At 62.6% G+C, this 19,456-nt stretch carries 16 protein-coding genes; 3 read left to right on the top strand and 13 right to left on the bottom strand.

Going from position 1 to position 19,456, the window contains the following annotated elements; all coding sequences use genetic code 11:
- Positions 1-61: 61 nt before the first annotated feature.
- A complete protein-coding gene (locus GR138_RS14340; protein ID WP_160859928.1) occupies positions 62-844 on the bottom strand; it encodes a DeoR/GlpR family DNA-binding transcription regulator in 783 nt (260 codons plus the stop codon).
- Positions 845-1,034: 190 nt separating this feature from the next.
- Between GR138_RS14340 and GR138_RS14335 the strand changes: the two genes are divergently transcribed.
- Positions 1,035-2,087 (top strand): GlxA family transcriptional regulator, encoded by a 1,053-nt coding sequence (locus tag GR138_RS14335; RefSeq protein WP_160859927.1) that lies wholly within the window; start codon positions 1,035-1,037, stop codon positions 2,085-2,087.
- Between the two features lie 16 nt (positions 2,088-2,103).
- Here the strand turns inward: GR138_RS14335 and GR138_RS14330 are convergent, their stop codons facing one another.
- Complete coding sequence (locus GR138_RS14330) at positions 2,104-3,114, bottom strand: 2-hydroxyacid dehydrogenase (protein ID WP_160859926.1); 1,011 nt, start codon at positions 3,112-3,114, stop codon at positions 2,104-2,106.
- 34 nt (positions 3,115-3,148) lie between these two features.
- Entirely contained in the window at positions 3,149-4,510 is a 1,362-nt protein-coding gene (gene pbfA, locus GR138_RS14325) for a (R)-1-hydroxy-2-aminoethylphosphonate ammonia-lyase (protein WP_160859925.1), read from the bottom strand.
- A 121-nt stretch (positions 4,511-4,631) separates the two neighbouring features.
- Between pbfA and GR138_RS14320 the strand changes: the two genes are divergently transcribed.
- Positions 4,632-5,516 carry a LysR substrate-binding domain-containing protein gene (locus GR138_RS14320; protein ID WP_160859924.1) on the top strand — a complete coding sequence of 295 codons (885 nt, stop codon included), beginning with the start codon at positions 4,632-4,634 and terminating at the stop codon, positions 5,514-5,516.
- Between the two features lies 1 nt (position 5,517).
- On the opposite strand, the gene GR138_RS14315 is transcribed toward GR138_RS14320, so the two are convergent.
- The 8 genes from GR138_RS14315 to GR138_RS14280 all read right to left on the bottom strand — a co-directional run bounded on the left by GR138_RS14315 (position 5,518) and on the right by GR138_RS14280 (position 16,780).
- Positions 5,518-6,384 (bottom strand): LysR substrate-binding domain-containing protein, encoded by an 867-nt coding sequence (locus GR138_RS14315; RefSeq protein WP_160859923.1) that lies wholly within the window; start codon positions 6,382-6,384, stop codon positions 5,518-5,520.
- Positions 6,385-6,484: 100 nt separating this feature from the next.
- The gene (locus tag GR138_RS14310; RefSeq protein ID WP_160859922.1) at positions 6,485-8,500 is read right to left on the bottom strand and encodes a putative 2-aminoethylphosphonate ABC transporter permease subunit; all 2,016 of its coding nucleotides are present in this window, start codon (positions 8,498-8,500) and stop codon (positions 6,485-6,487) included.
- Between the two features lie 2 nt (positions 8,501-8,502).
- Complete coding sequence (locus tag GR138_RS14305) at positions 8,503-9,675, bottom strand: putative 2-aminoethylphosphonate ABC transporter ATP-binding protein (RefSeq protein WP_160859921.1); 1,173 nt, start codon at positions 9,673-9,675, stop codon at positions 8,503-8,505.
- 82 nt (positions 9,676-9,757) lie between these two features.
- On the bottom strand, positions 9,758-10,780 hold the full coding sequence (locus GR138_RS14300) for a putative 2-aminoethylphosphonate ABC transporter substrate-binding protein (RefSeq protein WP_160859920.1): 1,023 nt from the start codon (positions 10,778-10,780) through the stop codon (positions 9,758-9,760).
- A gap of 296 nt (positions 10,781-11,076) precedes the next feature.
- On the bottom strand, positions 11,077-12,531 hold the full coding sequence (gene phnY, locus GR138_RS14295; RefSeq protein ID WP_160859919.1) for a phosphonoacetaldehyde dehydrogenase: 1,455 nt from the start codon (positions 12,529-12,531) through the stop codon (positions 11,077-11,079).
- 10 nt (positions 12,532-12,541) lie between these two features.
- A complete protein-coding gene (phnA, locus tag GR138_RS14290) occupies positions 12,542-13,804 on the bottom strand; it encodes a phosphonoacetate hydrolase (RefSeq protein WP_160859918.1) in 1,263 nt (420 codons plus the stop codon).
- 18 nt (positions 13,805-13,822) lie between these two features.
- Positions 13,823-15,025: a 2-aminoethylphosphonate--pyruvate transaminase gene (locus tag GR138_RS14285; protein WP_160859917.1), complete on the bottom strand. Its 1,203-nt coding sequence runs from the start codon at positions 15,023-15,025 to the stop codon at positions 13,823-13,825.
- Positions 15,026-15,127: 102 nt separating this feature from the next.
- Positions 15,128-16,780, bottom strand: coding sequence for a Na/Pi cotransporter family protein (locus GR138_RS14280; protein ID WP_160859916.1), 1,653 nt, complete (start codon positions 16,778-16,780; stop codon positions 15,128-15,130).
- A 115-nt stretch (positions 16,781-16,895) separates the two neighbouring features.
- On the opposite strand from GR138_RS14280, the gene GR138_RS14275 reads away from it, so the two are divergent.
- A complete protein-coding gene (locus tag GR138_RS14275; RefSeq protein ID WP_160859915.1) occupies positions 16,896-17,777 on the top strand; it encodes a LysR substrate-binding domain-containing protein in 882 nt (293 codons plus the stop codon).
- 27 nt (positions 17,778-17,804) lie between these two features.
- Here GR138_RS14275 and GR138_RS14270 read toward each other — a convergent pair whose 3' ends face one another.
- Both GR138_RS14270 and GR138_RS14265 read right to left on the bottom strand, forming a co-directional pair.
- On the bottom strand, positions 17,805-18,503 hold the full coding sequence (locus GR138_RS14270; protein WP_160859914.1) for a FadR/GntR family transcriptional regulator: 699 nt from the start codon (positions 18,501-18,503) through the stop codon (positions 17,805-17,807).
- A 41-nt stretch (positions 18,504-18,544) separates the two neighbouring features.
- Positions 18,545-19,450, bottom strand: a complete 906-nt coding sequence (locus tag GR138_RS14265) for a dihydrodipicolinate synthase family protein (RefSeq protein WP_160859913.1) — start codon at positions 19,448-19,450, stop codon at positions 18,545-18,547.
- Between the last annotated feature and the right edge of the window lie 6 nt (positions 19,451-19,456).

Below are 19,456 nucleotides of genomic sequence, written 5' to 3'. Positions count from 1 at the left end.
CCGCACCGTAACAAAACCGCGGGAAAGAACAAGACAAAAAGTTACAAATAATTACATTTTGTCACGCAGCGACGATCAAGGCCGGCCCCTTCCGCTCCAGCGCCTCACAGATCGCCTCCGGCGGCCGCCGGTCGACGACGACGCCGGCAGCAAGTTCGAAACGCGGGATCCTGAGCGGCGTCAGCCGGCCGAACTTCGAGCTGTCGAGCAGGAAATAGGCCTTGCCGGCCGTCGCCACCATGCGCGATCGCTGCTCGGCACCGTTGCGGGTAAAGTCCGTCACCTCGCCATCCGGCGACAGACCACCGCCGCCCAGAAAGGCGACATCGACGCGGAAATGATTGATCGCCTCCAGTGCATCGACACCGATCGAGGCCTCCTCGTCTCGGTCTATCTCGCCGCCGAGCATGTGCACGCGGGTCAGCGATTGCCGGCACATCAGAAGCGCAATCGAAAGCGAAGTGGTGCAAATCGTTAGATTTTTACACTCCAGCAGCGCGTGAGCCGCCGCAAGCGTGGTGGTGCCCGAATCGAGAAAGACCACCATACCGTCCCGCACCAGATCCGCCGCCGCCCGGCCGATCGCCGCCTTCGCATCGGCATTCTCTTCCCGCCGCGCGGTAAAGGCGGCTTCCGTCGGCTCGAAAAGGGTCGCGCCGCCATGCACGAGATCGAGCTGGCCGCGATCGGCAAGAAGCTTCAGATCCCGGCGGATCGTCTGCCGCGACACGTCGAAAAAATCGGCAAGCTCGGTAATACCGACCGTGCCGTCCGCAGCCAGACGGCGGAGAATTTCGCCGTGACGGCGGGGGGCAAGGGCGCGGGTGCTTCGTGGATCAGTCATACGGATATCTGCGGTCATTTTTGTTGTTTTGGCAAGCAACGCTGCAAAACACGGGATTTGGGTGGGCCTTCCATCCCTCAATTCCGCCAAGTTGTTTCCAAGTTCCCCAAGAATTTTGTCCGTTTATGTTGCATAATGTAATTATTTCTTGCACATTGCGCGTCACCAGCCTTCATCATGGGAGAGCACGATGCAGCAGACAGGCGCGCGGGGCGGCCGCTTCACTTTCTACCTGCTCGATGGCTTCACCCTGCATGCCTTTTCCGCGGCGGTCGAGGTCCTTCGCCTGGCCAATGCGGTGGCAGGCCGCCCAGTCTATGACTGGCACATCGTGACAGGGGATGGCCAACCGGTCTCGAGCGCCTGCGGAACCCGCATCGCGTGCGGCGCGGCCCTTGCCGAGGCGCGCACGTGGCTGCATCACTCGGTACAGTCGCGCCTCATCGTCGTTTGCGGAGGACGAGCAGCACCGCCGGAGGACCGGGCGCTCGAAGCATGGCTCCGGCTCTCCCGGCGCAACCGGATTGCCCTCGCAGGCATTGCCGGCGGGGTTTACTGCCTTGCACGAACGGGCTTGGCCGACGACCATCGCTGTAGCGTGCACTGGGAGCATTTCCCGGATTTCTCCGAACGGTTTTTCGCGGTCGACACACGCCAGAGCGCCTACGAGATCGATGGCGGTCTCTATACCTGCGCCGGCGGAAACGCGCCTTTCGACATGCTCCTGCGCATTGTGGAAGAGGATTTGGGACCGGACGTGGTCAACCGCGTCTGTGAGCTTTCGCTGTCCGAACGTGTGCGCGAAGCCGGCGAACGCCAGCGCCTGCCGCTACAGACGCGTCTCGGCATCGACAACCCCGTCCTGATCCGCATCATCGATCAAATGGAGGCGAATCTCGCCGAACCGCTGAAGCTTGCCGATATGACGCCGGCAAGCGGGCTCTCGCGCCGGCAGATGGAGCGCCTGTTTCAGCGCGAGATGGGACGCTCGCCGGCGCGCTACTACCTCGATATGCGGCTGGAGCGGGCGCATCTGCTGCTGCTCAGCTCATCCCAAGCCGTCATCGACATCGCCATGGCCTGCGGCTTCTCCAGCGCATCACATTTCTCCCGGACCTACCGGGAGCGCCATGGCTGCACGCCACAGGCGACACGAATGGCCGAAGCAGACCGGCGCCGTCTCGCCCTTGCGAGTGGAAAAGAAGAAGGGCGGACCGTCCTCAAGGAACGTCGCGTCGCATAGCCTCATCAAGAATACCTCACAGGAAGAGGACATTATGCTGCTGCACGCGCAAGCGTGGATCATGCGACCGTATCTCGACCGGGCGACCTTCCAACACTTCGAAGCAGCGCGCCAGCGTGTCGTCGGACAGGCGGCGCATCGCCTCGCCGGTGAAGAACGCAAGGTGTGGAAACAGAATGACATCGGGGCGCCCGAAAAGGGCACTGAGAGGATGGCCCTCCTTCGCCAACGGCTCCTCGCCATAGACATCCAGCCCGACGCCGCCGAGACGCCCCGCAAGCACGGCTTCGACCAGCGCCGCCTCATCGATCAGCGCTCCACGCGAAACATTGACGAGGATCGCGGCCGGTTTCAAGCAGGCGAGTTCGGCCCGGCCGATCAGATGGCGTGTCGAGGTGTTCAGCATGCTATGCAGCGACACGAAATCACATTGCCGCAGCATGGCCTGCAAATCATCGACCTTCTCGATTCCGGCGGCCGCCATCGTCGCGGCATCGACATGAGGATCATAGCCGAGAACCCGCGCCCGGAAGCCGGCGCCCGCCATGCGCGCCATGCTGCGGCCGATCTTTCCGGTTCCCACCAGCCCAACCGTCGCACCCGCGATATCGCGTCCCAGCCAGCGCTCGGTTGGCCAGATCCAGCCATCGCGCTCCATGGTCCGGCCAATCTCGGGGAGGCGCCTGGCAAGCGCGATCATCAGGGCAAAAGCCGCTTCGGCGACCGTCTCCTGCGCGTAGTCCGGCACGTTGACGACCGGTATGCCGCGCGCCATGGCGGCGGGAATATCGATGGCATCAATGCCGACACCATATTTAACAATGCCTCTCAGGCGCCTTGCCGCAGCGATGATGCGGGCCGTGATCGGCGTGTAGCACATCATAAGGAGGTCGGCGTCCGCCACCTCCTGCATCAACCTGTCTTCCGGGATACCGTCCGGCAGCGTGACGAGTTCGACGCCGCGCGCACGCAGGCCAGCATCGATCTCCGGGCACTCGATTTCCTGGTCCGTGCGGACGGCTTTCATGGTGTTGCTCCTCAATGATCCGAGACCGGCTCCGTCAGCCCGCTAGGATCGCCTGCTCGACGATCGTCAGCGCCTGGTCGAGCTCCTCGCGCGAGATGACCAGCGGCGGCGAGAGTGTCATGACGTTGCCCTGGCTGATCTTCAGGCTCAAACCTGCGTCGAGGCAGCGATAATAGGCGCGTTCGGCCAATGCATTGTCCGGTGCGAAGTCCGTCCGGCTTGAAACGATCTCGATGCCGAAGAGCAGGCCGCGGCCGCGCACGTCACCGATCGTCGCGCAGCGTTCGCCGAAGGCGCCGAGCCGGTCCATCGCGTAGGCGCCGAGTTCGGCGGCGCGCTCGGCAAGCCCCTCCTCAAGGATGATGGAGATTGTCGTCAGTGCCGCACGCGTGGTTACCGGGTTCTTTTCATGGGTATAGTGGCCGATGGCATAGTCGCCCGCGACGTCGAGATCGCGCCGCGCGACCACGCCGGCGATCGGCAGGATACCGCCGCCGAGCGATTTGCCGAGGACGAGGATGTCGGGAACGACGTCGTCGTGCTCGCACGCAAAGAAGCGGCCGGTCTTGCCGAGGCCGGTCGGGATTTCGTCAAAGATCAGCAAGGTCCCATGCCGGTCGCACGCTTCGCGCACCTGTTTCCAGAAGCCGGGCATCGGCGGGTTGGGCGTTGCCCGCATCGGTTCGGCGACAAGCGCTGCAAAGTCGCCCTCGCGGGCCAGCACATAGGAAATCATGTTGGCGCAGGCGCGGGCCGAGCCCTCGAGATTGTCCTGGCCATAGGCGCAGTGGCGGCTGGCCCAGGGCGCGACATGCTCGGCGCCGGGCAGGAGCGGACCGGCAATGCCCGAGCGGAAGGTCGCCTCGCCGCCGACGCTCGATGCGCCGAAACCGGCGCCGTGGAAGGCGTCCCAGAAGGAAAGCGTCTTGAAACGGCCGGTGGCGGCGCGCGCCAGCTTCAGCGCGACCTCGATCGCATCCGAGCCGCCCGTCGTGAACAGCACCTTGCCGAGATCGCCCGGCGCAAGCCGGCCGAGCATCTCCGCCAGTTCGACAGCGGGCTCGCAGGTGAAACGGCGCGGGGCAAAACACAAATCGTCGATCTGGTCCTTGATCGCCTGCTTCAGCCGCGGATGGCCATAACCGATATGGTGGACGCTGTTGCCGTGGAAATCCATGTAGCGCCGGCCGGCCATGTCCTCGATCCAGATGCCCTCCGCCTTGGCGATGGCGGTCAGGCAGGGGCTCGACAGGCTCTGGTGCAGGAATGCAGCGGCATCACGCGCCACGAGGGACTGTGTAGGCTCATCGCCCATCCGGGCGTTCCAGACCCTGCGCTCCGCCGACGTGTTGGCTTCGCCCTCCGTGTGGACCAGGGCGGGTGCTGTGGCCTTCATCTTTTCCTCCGATCATCGCGACACCGTGCTGCGGAAGCTATCGCACCTATCGAAGTACTGACAAAATCGATATTCTTGGCCTGAATTAAGAATTTCTCGATATCCTAAGGTCTTGGCTTTCATGCGCTATGTCCAGCTTCGGGCTTTCCACCACGTGGCTCTTACAGGCAGTTTTTCGCGGGCCGCGCGCGCCTTGCACCTCACGCAACCCGCTATTTCCGATCAGGTGCGCTGGCTGGAAGAAGAGTATGATGCAGCCCTGTTCGTGCGAAAGCGCCGCGAGATCGAACTGACCCCGGTGGGGTTACGGCTGCTGGCGGCAACGCGCCGCTTGTTCGATGCGGAAGGCGAGGCGCTGGAGGTTCTGCAGGAAGAGCGATCGCTCCGCGCGGGCATGCTCCGGATCGCCGCCGATTCGGTGGATCACGTCCTCGACGTGCTCACTGTTTTCCAGAACCGGTTTCCCGGTATTCAGATCAAAATTGTCGGCGGAAACTCGCACAGTATCGTCGAGGACCTGCTTGCCTATGAAGTGGATATCGGGGTCCTTGGTGACATCGTCGACGAGCGGCCGTTCGAGGTGTTTTCGCTCAATGTCTCACCCGTCGTGCTCTTCGTCTCCCAATCGCATCCGCTTGCGACCCGGACAAGCCTTCCGCTTGATGCGCTGAGCGCATGGCCGCTGGTCATGCGGGAACAGGGTTCTCGCACCCGGCAGATGCTGGAGACAATCGCAGAGGCGCAAGGTGTGCCCCTTCGTTGCGCAATCGAGGCCGAGGGCCGCGAGGCCGTTCGACGGATCGTCGCCGCCGGCCTCGGTGTCGGGGTCGTCTCCGACGCGGAGTTCGACAACGATCCGAGACTGGTCAAAATCGCAATCGAGAGCCATCCGCTTTCGATGCATGAAAAACTGATCTGCCTGAAGGATCGCCGCAACAGCAAGTCGATCCAGGCGTTCTTCGCAACCGCACGATCCGTATCGGGCGCGGCGCGACGCGATCCGTGATCTAGGCCGCGGTCATCTCGGACAGCCAGTCACGAAATGCCACGACTTTCGGCAGTTTCTCCTTCGCCCCCGAGGTCAGGAACCAGTATGAACCGGCGGCCTGAAGGCGGACGCGGAAAGGCTCCACAAGCAGGCCACTGGAAAGCTCGCGCTCGATAAGGACTCCCCGCCCCAGCAAGACGCCCTTGCCTTCCACGGCGGCGCGAATTGCCATGATCGACTGATCGAAGAACGATCCGGACGACGTATCGATGCCCTTGACGCCGGCATGGGTGAGCCATGTGTCCCAGTCTTCTGCATATCCGGGCACATGCAAGAGGTCATGCCCCTTCAGATCCTGCGGACAGGCGAGCGCCTCGGCATATTTCGGCCCACAGACCGGAAAGGCTTCGTCGCGAAGCAGGAGCATGGCCTCGTGCTTCGGCCAGTTGCCCAGCCCGAAGGCGATCGTTGCATCGACCTTGTCCTCACCATGGTCGAGTGCCGTCAGCCTGAGGTCGATCTCAGGCTGGCGCGCGCGGAACAGGTCGAGCCGCGGCGCAATCCATTGACTGGCAAACGATGTCGGCACGTGCACAACCAGCATTTCGCGTGTGCCGTGTCCGGCAAAACGACGGCTGGCTTCATCTATCGCCGCGAAGGCCAGGCCGAGCTCCTCGGCATAACGTCGCCCCGGAACCGTCAGCCTGACGCCATTGGCATGCCGTGTGAACAGCGCCTTGCCGAGCCTGCCTTCAAGCGCGCGGATGTGCTGCGAGACGGCGGACGGCGTGACATTCAGCTCAGCGGCGGCGCCAGCGAAGGTGCCGAGCCGCCCGGCGGCCTCGAAGGCCCGAAGCCAATTCAGCGGCAAGTGTGCGGAGGCCATGTCGCCCTTAATTTTTCTAATCCTGCCCCACGGTAGTCGTGATTGCCCGGCGTGGCAAGAACGACTGCCGTGCGGTCGGATCAGGATCGTGGGGATACTCCTATCGCCACGCCTGGGTGCGCGCCAACAGGCCACGAGCGATCAGCGCGTGGACAAGCTTGGCGGCGACATTGGTGTAGAAGATCATCATGCCCATCGCCGCTGCCGGTGCGATATCGCCTGCATCATCCATGTTGAGCACGGCGACTGATGCAAGCTTGGTATCGGTGGAGTAGAGAAAGACCACCGCCGAGACCGTCGTCATCGCGTTGACGAACAGATAGATCGCGATGTTGAGGATCGCCGGCAGGCAGACCGGCACAGTGACCCGGAAGAACAGCCTGTGGAACGGCTGCTTCAGCGAGGACGCGACGGATTCAAACTCCGGATCCATCTGCTTCAGCGCGGTCAGTGCCGTCAGATGCGCGACCGTGTAGAAATGCGTCACGGTACAGATCACGAGGATCGCCATCGTTCCGTAGATCGAGTTCAGCGGGTTGGCGGGATTGTTGAAAAAGAAGATGTAGGCGAGGCCGAGCACCATGCCCGGCACAGCCATGGGCATCATCGCCAGGAAGTGGAAGAGGCTGCGGCCGAAGCGGAAGCCATCCGTCTTCTCCACCATGTAGGCGCCGGCGAAGACGACGAGCGAACCGAAGAGTGCCGTCAGCAATGCCAGCTTGATCGAGTTGCCATAGGCCGCCCAGCCGCCGCCATCCATCAGGTCGAAAGCAAAATTCTTCGTCGTCAGCGTCAGGTCATAGGGCCAGAATTTTACGAGCGCCGCGATCTGGCACATGGCAATCATGCCGAGGATGAAGAGGCTGACCAGGCACGCGAAGCCGAAGCAGATTCTGTCCATGCCGGCGTTGGGTTTTGGCGCATAGGGCACGGCGCGAGCCGATAGCAGCGCCACCTGCCGCTTCTGCATGCGCCGGTCGACGGCGAAGGCTAGGATTGCCGGCACGAGCAGGATGACGGAAACCACCGCCCCCATTTCGAAATTCTGCTGGCCGATCACCTGCTTGTAGATATCGACGGCGAGCATGCTGTATTGCCCGCCGATCACCTTTGGCAGGCCGAAATCGGTGATCACCAGTGTGAAGACGACGAAGGCGGCGGAGACGATGCCAAACCGCGCGCCCGGCACCGTGACGGTGGTGAAGGTGCGCCATTTACTGGCCTTCAGCGATGTCGCGGCCTCGTAGTGTCGCGCATCGGCAATGGACAGCGCCGTCAGGATGATGAGGAAGGCATGCGGCAGCGTGAAGAAGACCGAGCCGATCACGATGCCGATCGGACCATAGATGGAGTAGCCCATCAGCCAATCTTTGAAGACACCCTGATTGCCGAAAAGATAGACCAGCGCGATACCCGGTAGCAGTGACGGCACGAGGATCGGGATCGTCAGGATGCCACGAAAAAGCCCTTTCAGCGGCATGCAGCTGCGTGTCAGCCCATAGGCGAGCGCGAAGGCAACGGAGATCGTCACCACGGTGCTGATCGCCGCCATCAGCACGGAATTGTAGATGGAGCGAGCCAGGGCGGGGGTCGAGAAATAGGTCTTGAAGTTTTCAAGACCAAGGCTGCTCGCCGGCCGCAACACGACACGCCGGAACGTGCCGGAATCGTAATCCCGCCATTCCGTCCCCTTCTCCAGCGTCGGGCCGGCGAGAAAGGCAGCATCGGCGGTCGTGCCACGAATGCGGTAATGCACGGGGCTGCGGAAGCTGAAATCCGGGAAGAACTTGGTCGCAGCGAGGCGCCCATCGGAACTGCTGACAAGCTCTTCGTCCGTTACGACGCCGAGCTTCTGGTTGAGCGCATCAGCGGCGACGACGGGGCCCCAGTTCGTGCCCGTTTCGTCGCTCACCTGGAATTCGAAGGCGGCGAGATCAAAGCGGTAGGTCGATAGGGATTTCGAAAGCATGATGAAGAGCGGCGCACCGAGGGCGACGACCAGATAGAGCCCGATCACGGCCATCAGGCCGAGCTTGATGCGGTCGTCGCGGGACGATTCCTGCCGCAGTCGCTTTCCGACGAGCGGCAGGTAGGGTGCTTCAAGATCGATGTTCATCCTCACGCACCTCTCGGAAAGAGCAGCAGGCGTTCGCGGGGGATTTCCACCTGGATGACGGCACCCGTCTCGATGCTGAGGCGCCGGACCGCATTGACGGAGAAGTCGGCGACGAGTGAACGCTCACCGAGCCGTGGCGCGGTCAGTCGCGTGCGCCAGAACATGCCGAGGAACTCCATCTCCCGCACTTCGGCATCGATAAGGTTCTGCGGCGTCGCAGGTCGGTCGACCGCGTTGACGGCATGCGCATCGGCGCCGTGCGGGATGATATCGACCGGACGCACAACGGCTGTCACGATATCGTCCGCCGCAAAGCCCTCCGTCGCACAACAGAAGGCCGAATGACCGATCTCGATCTGGCCATCCGGCAGCACCTTGCCCGGAAACTGGTTGGTCTCGCCGATGAAGTCGGCAACGAACAGGGTGCGGGGATGCCGGTATATTTCCGTCGGTGAGCCGACCTGTTCGATTACTCCGTGGTTCATGACGACGATCCGGTCGGCCATGGCAAGCGCTTCCTCCTGGTCGTGCGTCACCATGATGGTCGTTACGCCAAGCTTGCGTTGCAGCGCCTTGATCTCGTGGCGCAGGTGCACGCGCACCTTTGCATCGAGCGCCGAAAGCGGCTCGTCGAGCAGAAGCAGGCCAGGCGAAATCGCGATCGCGCGGGCAAGTGCTATGCGCTGCTGCTGGCCGCCGGAAAGCTGGGCGGGATATTTCTTGCCCTGCGCCGAAAGACCGACCATTGCCAGAAGCTCGGCGACGCGGGAGGCGATCTCCGGTTTCGGGCGGCCCGTATTTTCCAGTCCAAAGGCAATGTTCTGCTCGATGGTCAGGTTCGGGAAGAGCGCATAGGACTGGAAGACGATGCCGTAGTCACGCCGGGACGCCGGCAGGGTCGAGATATTGCGATTACCTTGCAGGATGGTGCCGTGCGTCTGGAGATCAAGGCCGGCAATCGCCCGCAGCAGGGTCGTCTTGCCGCAGCCCGACGGGCCGAGAAAACAGATGAATTCGCCCTTCGCAATGGTGAGCGAGATGTCGCGCAATGCAACGAAATCGCCGTAGCTTTTCCAGAGATCGGTGATTTCCAGATAGGGCGACGGCGTATGCGCCTCTTCGGCGCCGCGGGCATTGCTTACGGGTGTCGGTTCGATCGACATGGCATGTCTCATCTGCAAGCTCCGCTGGCTGTCAGGCAATGGGTCGAGAATGCGAAGGGCGGAGTGCGAACGCACCCCGCCCGGTCGATCAGAATCAGCTCTTGGGTTCCGACTTCGCGTCGTAGCGCTTCTGCCATTCCTTGAGGATGGCGCCACGGTTGTTCGCGGCCCATTCGAAGTCGTTGTCGATCATCTTAGAGGCGATGTCGGATGGCAGATGCTCGACCTGCTTGGCGACGCCGGGATAGGCAACGACGGCATAGCCCGCATTGTACATCTCGTTGGCTTCCCGGGTGACCGACCAGTCGACCAGGGTCTTGGCGGCATCGAGGTTCGCCGTTCCGGCGATGATGGCCGTCGCCTCCGCTTCCCAGCCCGATCCTTCGGACGGGAAGATGATGTCAATCGGCGCACCGGCGCTCTTGGCCTTGGCGCCCGGAAACTCGAACGACACGCCGATGACGGCCTCGCCGGCACCAGCCATCTTGCAGGGTTTCGAGCCGGAATGCGTGTAGGCCGAAATGTTCTCATGGAGCTTGTCCATGAAGGACCAGGCCTTCTCGTCGCCCCACATCTGCATCCAGCCCGAGACGTCGAGGAAACCGGTGCCTGACGAGGCCGGGTTCGGCATCACGATATGGCCCTTGTATTCCGGCTTGGTCAGGTCGTCCCAGCTCGTCGGCGCCTTGAGGCCGAGCTTCTCGCCTTCCACGGTGTTGTAGCAGAGCGCCGCGACATAGGCGTCCATGCCGACCCAGCTCGGCGGCGTATCCTTGTCGACGAACTTCTTGTCCAGCGCCGCAACATCCTTCGGCTCATAGGCCTCCAGCATGCCTTCGGTCTTGAGGAGAAGCAGCGATGTCGCGGCAAGGCCCCAGACGACGTCGGCCTGCGGGTTGTCCTTTTCGGCAAGCAGCTTGGCGGTCATGATACCGGTGGAGTCGCGCACCCAGTTGATCTTGATATCGGGGTGGGCTTTCTCGAAGGTCGCCTTGTAGCGGTCGAGGTCGACGGCTTCGACCGCGGTATAGACGGTGAGTTGGGTTTCAGCGAAAGCAATGGCGGGAAGCACGGCGGACATGGCGCCGGCCAGCAAAAACAGCATGCGTTTGTTCATGATTGAAAATCTCCTCTGAAGGCCTGGAAAAACCGGGGAAGCACGGCGGGCGATCTAGGCGTCGCCCTTGTATGATCGGCTTCAGGAGGCATTCTGCGCATCGGTTTTCAGTAAGTAAAATTTATTATTCTTATCATTCGAAAGATAAAACCTATAGATTTTTGCCACTAAAACAGGCAGGCACGCAATGTCTGCCACCGCAATCGGCATGGCCTGCCCCACGCTCAGGCAATAAAAAAGGAGCCGCACGAAGCGGCTCCCGGAATGGGTGATCCCGCGGGGGGAACGACGTCGGATCACCAGGGCAGGGAGAAGGTTTTCACATTGGTGAAGCTCTTCATGGCTTCGATCACGCCTTCCTTGTAACCGTTGCCGGAATCCTTGATCCCGCCGAAGGGGCTCATCTCGATGCGGTAGCCCGGCACCTCCCAGATGTTGACCGTTCCCACCTTCAGACCGGCAATGTATTTCTGCATGCGGCGGAAGTCGTTGGTGCAGACCCCAGAGGACAGGCCGAAGGCCGTCGAATTCGAAAGCGCGATCAGCGCGTCGTCATCATCCGGCGCGCGGACGATCGGGATGATCGGCGCGAAGGTCTCCTCCATCACCAGCTCGCTCGCGTGGGAAACGTGATCGACGACGACAGGTGGCAACAGCGCACCGCGCCGACCGGGATCATAGAGAATCTGCGCGCCCTCCTCGGCCGCCTTGTGCACGCGGCGCTCGAACACTTCCGCAGCCTTGGCATGCACGACCGTGCCGAGGTCCGTCGTCCGGTCCATGGGATCGCCGAACCTGAGCTTCTTCGCCCGTTCCAGCACGAGCGGCACGAAGCGGTCAGCCACACGCTCCTGGCAGAGGATGCGCTTGACCGCCGTGCAGCGCTGGCCGGAATTTTTCGTGGCACCCGCGACCGCAAGGTCTGCCGCTCGCGCGAGATCATCATCCGACAGGTCGTTGAGGATGATCAGCGGGTCGTTGCCGCCCAGTTCAAGGATCTGGCGCTTGTAATGCGCATGCGTCGCGATCAGCTTGCCGACCGGCACGCTGCCGGTGAAGGTGATCAGATCGAAGTTCGGGTTGGTGATCATTTCCATGCCGATATCGCTCGGCCAGCCCGTGACGACGGAGAGCATTTCCGGCGGCAGGCCGGCCTCGTAGAGAATGTCGGCGAGGACCAAAGCCGTCATCGGCGTCAACTCGGTCGGCTTCAGCACCACGCAATTGTTGGTGGCGATTGCCGGCGCCACCTTGTGCGCCACCATGTTGAGCGGGTGGTTGAAGGGGGTAATCGCCGAGATGGCGGTCAACGGCTCGCGGGTGGTGAAGATCTTGCGCTGCTTGCCGTGGGGCGTGAGGTCGCAGGAGAAGATTTCACCATCGTCATGGATGCACATCTGGCCCGACAGCGTGAACACATCGAAGGCGCGCCCGACCTCATAGAGGGAATCCTGCTTGGAAATACCGAGCTCCAGCGTGATGAGGTCTGAAATCTCCTCCTTGCGGGCGACCAGCAGTTCGGCGGCCTTCAGGAGAATGCGCTGGCGCTCGTAGCGCGTCAGCTTCGGCTGGTAGGCGGCAGCGATCTCGAAAGCCCTGCGGGCGTGTTCCGCATTGCCGGCTGGAACGGTGCCGATGACGGCATCGTTCCAGGGGTAGTGCACCTCAACCACACCTTCGGTATCGACCATTTTGCCGGCAATTCGCATCGGCTCGTGACGGATCGCGAATGTCGTTTCCACCTTTGTCATTGTTCGCTCCCTATTTTGCCGGCTGCGCGGCTGCGACGAGCGCGTAGTAGAAAGCATCGAAATTGCGCAATGTGCCAGCTGACAAAAGCTCCGGCAGCGTGCGGTTGGCTATGAAGGGCACTTCCTGCTCCGTGAGGCCGCCGTGCGAGCGCAGCGGCTCGTTCAAGGCGGCAAGGTCATGCCGATGCTCGCTGGTGCCGAGGGTCTTGTTCTCCGACGAGACAAGCACGATGTCGCCGATGCGGTCATCGGGCAGCTCGAAACGGATGCAGGCTTCCGGGCGGGACAGGACGACGTCGATGCCCTCGATTGCCTGCAGCCGCTCGATGATCTCCTCCTTGTCGGTGCCCTCAGGCAGGTACGCCGTGGCAAACGAGCCGAGCGCGCCGTGGTGCACGACATAGGGATCGGTGATCGGCAGGATGACACGCGCCGCATCCTTGCCGAGCCATTGGTCGAGCAGGTCCTGCACGTAGATGACGTCGGGCGTTCCGTCCGCCTTGTGCTTCGGTTTCATGCCGTGATCGGCGGTGACAACGATCGCCGCACCGAGGGCATCGAGTTCGGTCAGGTACTTGTCGAACATCTCGTAGAAATCGTTCGCCTGCTTCACGCCCGGGGCATATTTGTGCTGCACATAATCGGTGGTCGTCAGATACATGACGTCCGGACGGAACTCCTTGAGGAGCTTGACACCCGCGGCAAAGACGAACTCCGAGAGCTCAGCGGAATAGACTTCGGGCACGGGGCGGCCGAGCCAGGCCGACGCATTGTCGATACCGTGTTCCGCCTTGGTCGAGGTGTCGGATTTTTCGGAGGAGAAGCAGACCGCACGGCCTTCGTCGAATTTCAGGCCATGACCGAGCAACGCCCGCAGCTTGTCCTTGGCCGTCACCACGGCAACGCGGGCGCCGGCATCATAAAAGGCCTTGAAGACGGTTGGCGCGCGGAGGAACCGCGGGTCGTTCATCATCACTTCCTTGCCGGTCGCCGGCTCGTAGAGATAGTTGCCGCAGATGCCGTGGATCGAAGGCGGCCGGCCGGTGGCGATGGAGAGGTTGTTGGGGTTGGTAAAGCTCGGGATTACGCTGAGCGCGGTCCTTTCCGTGCCCGTCTTGCGGATGCGCGCGAGTGTCGGCATCAGGCCCGCCTTGATGGCCTCGTCGAGATAGGCCGGCTCGCAGCCGTCCAGGCAGATGGCAATCGCCGGGACGTTCGGCCAGGGATAGGTGCGCCGGTTGGCGGTGACGGTGATCGTGGACATCTGGTTCATCGGAAGTTCCATTCTTCGTTAAGCGGCGAGACGGCTGCGTTCTTCAAGGGCGATGGCTGGCGGAGCGGCGCTATCGACGCCCATTTCGGCCAGCGACGAGCGGGCAGCCTCAACCACGCGGCGCATGACATGCTCGTCCATGCGGCCGATGCAGCCGACGCGGAAACTGTCGACGACCGTCAGCTTGCCTGGGTAGATGATGAAACCCTTGTCCTTCATCAGGCTGTAGAAACGATCGAAGGCGAAGGCCGGGTGGGCCGGGCTGAAGAAGGTGACGATGATCGGCGATAGCCACTGGTCGGCAAGCAGCGTTTCGAACCCGGCTTCACGCATGCCAGCCACCATGACATCGCGGTTGCGGGCATAGCGCGCGCCGCGGGCGGCGACGCCGCCCTCTTCGCGATGCAGGCGCAGGGCCTCCAGGAAGGCGGCAACAACATGGGTCGGCGGCGTGAAGCGCCACTGGCCCGTCTTGTTCATGTAGTCCCACTGGGCATGCACATCGAGACTGAGCGAATGGCTGCGGCCCTTGGCGGCTTCAAGCTCGCTCTTGCGGGCGATGACGAAGCCGAAGCCCGGCACACCCTCGATGCACTTGTTGGCGGAGGAAACGATGGCCTCGTAGCGGAAATCGGCAAGGCCGGCCGGCACGGCACCGAAGGCACTCATCGAATCGACGAGCAATTTACGGCCGTGAGCATAGACGGTGTCGGAAATTTCCTTCAGCGGGTTGAGGATGCCGGAGCTGGTTTCGCAATGGATGACAACGACATGGGTGATTGCCGGATCGGCATCGAGTGCCGCGGCGACTTCAGGGCCGCGTGGCGGCATGTAGTCGCCCTTGTCGATCGTCACGTGGTCGCGGCCGAGATAGGACAGCGTCTGGGCGATGCGCTTGCCATAGGCGCCGTTGCTCAACACTAGAACCTTGCCGTCGCGCGGAACGAAGGAGCCGAGCATCGCCTCGACCGAGAAGGAACCGCTGCCCTGCATCGGCACACAATCGAACTCGCCCTTGGCGTCACCGGCAATCTCGAGGAGCTGATGGCGCAGGTCGCTGGTCATGGCCCGGAAATCACCATCCCATGACCCCCAGTCCCTCAGCATCGCTTCCTTGACGGTGTAAGCAGTCGTCAGTGGGCCGGGAGTCAGGAGATAGGGTTCACCGAGCCTGGGCGATTCCAGCGGCGCGATCGTTTTGTCAGAAGCGGTGTTCGGCATGGTCCGTCCTCACGTTTGGCTTATCCGGGGACGACAATGCGGTTGAAATACATATATGTAAAATCGTTCTTTTGTATCGAACGATAGATTTAATTTATATTCCTAGGCTGCCGGGATCAGCCGGCTTTCCAGAAGATCGCCGGTCTCGCACAGGCGCGGATAGGCCATGGTCGTGACCAGTGAATTGACCTCCTTCAACGCCCGCACGATTTCCAGATGCATGTCACTGGACTGGATGCTTGCGGCGATCCCCTGCCGCAATCGCTCCAGATGGCTCTTGCTGCTGTCATCGACGAGGCGGCGGACATGCTCCTTCTGCCGAACCATCTCGCGCGCGATGATCGGATCGGGCGAGACCAGCAGGTTGGCTGCGAGCCGGACATTGGAGAACACCGCAGCATGCAGCAGCATCAGTTCCCGCCACCCCTCCAGCGAAAAGGCACCGGCCCCGGCAAGCCGCTCCTCGGCGATCTGAAGAAGGCTCTTTGCCACCACGTCGCCGGCATATTCCAGATGGATCGCCGCTTCGGTAAGCTCGATGCCGCGCCGGGATTGCTCGTCTGTCAGCACGCCGCGATTGACGGCGGCAATGTAAAGCTTGATCTCACTATGCGCCCGGTGGATGTCGCCATCGATGCGCCGAAGCGCTTTCACCGCTTCGGGTGTGGGAGACTGGATGACCGTCATGACGGGTTCCAGCATGCGGGTCGTCAAATTGCCCATATGCAGCACTTCGCGCGCCGCCGCGGCGAGCGCCTGCGCCGGCTTGTCAATGAGCGAACCGTCCAGCGCGCTGGCATGAGCGGTCAGGTCGCTCTCTCCCGCCGCCTTCGGTGCAAGAAGCCTGACGAAACGTGCCATCAATCCGCATGACAACAGGCCAATGAGGACCAGCGCAGCGTTGAAGAGCACATGCAGATTGACCAACCTGGCGGCGACCGTTCCGCCTGGAAGCCAGTCGAAGGGCGCGTGCAGCGAAAACACCGCAAAGATCATGGCACTGAACATGGCGCGGAACAGAAGGTTTCCCAATGGCAGGCGCCGGCCCTCCACTGGCAGACCGCGGGTCAGCCAGAGCGCGATCAGTCCACCGCCGAGATTGACGCCGAGGATAAGCGGAATGCCGACTTCGAGCGGCACAAGCCCTTTCGCAGCGAAAGTAAGGATGAGCAGGATTGCCGCAACGCTTGAATGCAAGGCCCAGGTAAAGAGGGCCGCGAGGATCATCACCGTCAACGCATCCTTGCCGATGAAAGCGATTGCGGACGGCAGGAGCGGACTTTGCGCCAACGGCAGTGTCGCATGGCCAATCATCTGCAATGACAGCAGCAGCAAGCCAATGCCGAGCACGGCGCGCCCGGCTTCAACGGCCTTGCGCGTATGCGCCTTCAAATGCAGCAGCCCCCCGCCGGCAATCAGCAACGGCCCCAGCCAATGCAGATCGAAGGAGAGGATCTTGACGACCAGCGCCGAGCCCAGATCGGCGCCGAGAAGCACCGCCAGACCAACATCGAGCGCCAGCGCACCGCTGATGGCAAAGCCGGCGGCTAGCATGGCGACGGCCGTCGAACTTTGCAGGGCGATCGCCACAACGCAGCCGCAGATCGCCGCGCGCGGCCGGCCGCCGGCACCCCCGACCGTGCGCGCGACCAGGTCTCCCCAGGCCGTTTCGACGCCCGTTTTCACAAGGCTGACGGCATAGAGCAGCAGAACAGTGGCTGCGGCAAGTTCAAGGGCGACGGCCGGAAGGTTCATGGACGCGCTCCGCGACAGGGATGGGAATCCGAAAACTATCCAGCGCCGCTTTACATAAATCAAATCGTTCGTTTTAATGAATTCATAATCTCAACCTATGAAAGGGGACGGTGGCATGCGCTATGTCCAGCTTCGCGCCTTCCACAACGTGGCCATTCATGGCGGCTTTTCGCGCGCGGCGGAGGCGCTCTTCCTCACACAGCCCGCGGTTTCCGATCAGGTGCGCAAGCTCGAGGAGGAATATGACGTCCTCCTCTTCAACCGCAACAAGAAGCAGGTAACGCTGACCCAGGCCGGCCAGCAGCTTCTGGAAATCACCCGGCGCATGTTCGACGTCGAGCAGCAGGCGCTTGACCTGCTCTCGGAGTCCCGGGCGCTGCGCGCTGGAAAACTGCGGATCGTCGCCGACGCCGCCCATCACCTGCTCCATATCCTCGCCGCCTTCCGCCGCGCCTACCCGTCCGTGCAAGTCTCGATTAATGCCGGCAACACGGAGACCGTCATCACCAGCCTGCACGCCTACGAGGCGGATATCGGTGTTCTCGGCGAAATCCCGCAATCCAGCGATTTCGAGATCCTGAAGCTCAACTCCACGCCGATCATCGCCTTCGCAAGCCGCGGCTACCCACTGGGCGATCAGAAGGAAGTCTCGTTCGCCGAACTCGCCAAACACCCGCTCGTTCTGCGCGAGCGCGGTTCGAAAACCCGCCAGAAGCTGGAGGCCATGGCCGAACAATGCGGCGTCACCCTGACACCGCTCATCGAGGCAGAGGGACGCGAGGCGGTTCGCGAGATCGTCGCGGCCGGCGGCGGCGTCGGCTTCGTCTCTTCCGCCGAATTCGGCCAGGACAACCGCCTTGTGCCGATCCACATCAAGGCCCCGGAAATGCTGATGGACGAGGCAATGATCTGCCTGCGCGAGCGCAGCAACGGCAAACTCGTCAGCGCATTTTTCGACGTCGCACGACGGCTTTCGCGGGCGGAAGGCGGTTCGTAGCCTCCCCCGTGACGAACGTGGTGCCCTTTAACTGAAGTTCCGTTTGTAGGTCGATGCGATGAGCGTGGTGGCGGCGGCGAAGGCGGCCTCCTCGTCGCGCTGTTCGATGGCTTCGAGGATCGCCCGGTGCTGGGCGAGCGACTGGCCGAAACCGCCGGAGGCAGCCATGGTCTTCGGAATACTGATCGAAAGCGCGGCCCTGATGACCGAGGAAACGGGCAACAGGAAACGGTTGCGGGCGGCCTGGAATATCTGAAGGTGGAAATCGATATCGGCCTCGATCGCCGCATCGATGCCGGTCTGCTCCTCCGCCATGCGCAGGAAGGCCGCACGGATCGCCGCATGGTGCGCGGCCGAACCACGACGGGCGGCAAGGCGTGCCGCAAGCGGTTCGATTGAAAGGCGGATTTCAAAAAGCTCCTCGGCCAGCGCGTCCTGGTCTTCGGCATCGCCCTGCCAGGACAGCACGACCGGATCGAGCGTGTTCCAGTGTTCCGCTGCCCGCACCCGCGTGCCGAGCCGCGGCTTCGCCTCGATGAAGCCCTTGGTCGACAGGATTTTCAACGCCTCGCGCAACGTCGTGCGGCTGACGCCGAGGGCTGCCAGCATGTCGGCCTCGCGCGGCAGGGTCTCGCCGACCTTCAGGTCGCCCAGCGTGATGCGCCGGCCGATATCGCCTGCAATACGGGCTGGCAAGCCGCGATCTTCCCGAGCGATTGGCTTCATGCACCCTCCCCTTCGTCTTCCTCGTACATAGACGGTTCGTCCTATTCGGGAAAGCCGCCCAGGGCGCTCGCATAGCGCCGGGTCATTTCCAGACCGACCGACGTGGGTCGCGCGGCGGGCGCCCGGTCGTGGATTGCGATGCCCGCGCGCTCACCGAACAAGCGCTTGCCGTAGCACATGAGGGTCTCGATGCCCTGCATGGAGAAGACGACGCCCGGCAGCATGCGGCGATACTCCTCCTCGGCATGCGCATCCCAGCCGTCGCAGAAGAATTCATAGGCGCGCACGGCATAGTCGATGGAATCCGGCGCCAGGATCAGGCCAATGCAGCCGATGCGCAGGTTTTCCAGCAGCTCCAGCCCTGCCCGGCCGTTGAAGACCGGCAGCCGGCCCTCCGTCACCGCGATCAGGTGGGCGATATCGACGACCGGTCCCTCCCCCTTCACAAGACGGATGTTTGGGTGCTGGTGCGCGAGATCGCGAATGTCCGTCGCCGTGAGGCCCCGGCCCATCAGCGCCGGGGCGTTCTGGATGGCGAGCGGCAGGTCTGTGCTTTCTGCGACGCGGCCGAAGAAACGGATATATTCGACGGCAGAATATTGGCCGACCATCGGTGGCTGGAGGATCAGCCAGTCGGCACCGGCGGCCGTCGCATGGCGCACCTGACGCACCTGTTCCTCGACGGACGCGCCGAAGATCGTCAGCGCGACGGGCACGCGACCGGCGGTATCCTCGACCACCCAATCCATGATCGCCATGCGCTCGGCCTCGTCGAGCTTGGAGGCCTCGGTCGCGAGGCCAAGGGCGGCCATGCCGTGCACGCCGCTCGCCAGGCAGATTTCCGTCTGCCGGCGCATCGCCGCGCGGTTGAGTTTCTCCTGCTCGTCGAACAGCGCGTAGAGAATGGCATGGATGCCGTGCAGGTCTTCGACGCGAAAATCCTTCACCATCGC

Origin of the sequence: Shinella kummerowiae, assembly GCF_009827055.1 — a bacterium.
Taxonomy (GTDB): Bacteria; Pseudomonadota; Alphaproteobacteria; order Rhizobiales; family Rhizobiaceae; genus Shinella; species Shinella kummerowiae.
Note: the sequence above shows the minus strand (reverse complement) of the source record. Positions and strands in the feature narration are given on the sequence as shown.

Bases quoted from the DNA above. Each gene is read 5' to 3' on its own strand.
- phnY (WP_160859919.1), bottom strand. From the start codon at position 12,531: ATGACAAAGGTGGAAACGACATTCGCGATCCGTCACGAGCCGATGCGA.
- GR138_RS14315 (WP_160859923.1), bottom strand. From the start codon at position 6,384: ATGGCCTCCGCACACTTGCCGCTGAATTGGCTTCGGGCCTTCGAGGCC.
- GR138_RS14280 (WP_160859916.1), bottom strand. From the start codon at position 16,780: ATGAACCTTCCGGCCGTCGCCCTTGAACTTGCCGCAGCCACTGTTCTG.
- GR138_RS14320 (WP_160859924.1), top strand. From the start codon at position 4,632: ATGCGCTATGTCCAGCTTCGGGCTTTCCACCACGTGGCTCTTACAGGC.
- GR138_RS14275 (WP_160859915.1), top strand. From the start codon at position 16,896: ATGCGCTATGTCCAGCTTCGCGCCTTCCACAACGTGGCCATTCATGGC.
- phnA (WP_160859918.1), bottom strand. From the start codon at position 13,804: ATGAACCAGATGTCCACGATCACCGTCACCGCCAACCGGCGCACCTAT.
- GR138_RS14335 (WP_160859927.1), top strand. From the start codon at position 1,035: ATGCAGCAGACAGGCGCGCGGGGCGGCCGCTTCACTTTCTACCTGCTC.
- GR138_RS14300 (WP_160859920.1), bottom strand. From the start codon at position 10,780: ATGAACAAACGCATGCTGTTTTTGCTGGCCGGCGCCATGTCCGCCGTG.
- GR138_RS14310 (WP_160859922.1), bottom strand. From the start codon at position 8,500: ATGAACATCGATCTTGAAGCACCCTACCTGCCGCTCGTCGGAAAGCGA.
- GR138_RS14285 (WP_160859917.1), bottom strand. From the start codon at position 15,025: ATGCCGAACACCGCTTCTGACAAAACGATCGCGCCGCTGGAATCGCCC.
- GR138_RS14340 (WP_160859928.1), bottom strand. From the start codon at position 844: ATGACTGATCCACGAAGCACCCGCGCCCTTGCCCCCCGCCGTCACGGC.
- GR138_RS14270 (WP_160859914.1), bottom strand. From the start codon at position 18,503: ATGAAGCCAATCGCTCGGGAAGATCGCGGCTTGCCAGCCCGTATTGCA.
- GR138_RS14305 (WP_160859921.1), bottom strand. From the start codon at position 9,675: ATGAGACATGCCATGTCGATCGAACCGACACCCGTAAGCAATGCCCGC.
- pbfA (WP_160859925.1), bottom strand. From the start codon at position 4,510: ATGAAGGCCACAGCACCCGCCCTGGTCCACACGGAGGGCGAAGCCAAC.
- GR138_RS14330 (WP_160859926.1), bottom strand. From the start codon at position 3,114: ATGAAAGCCGTCCGCACGGACCAGGAAATCGAGTGCCCGGAGATCGAT.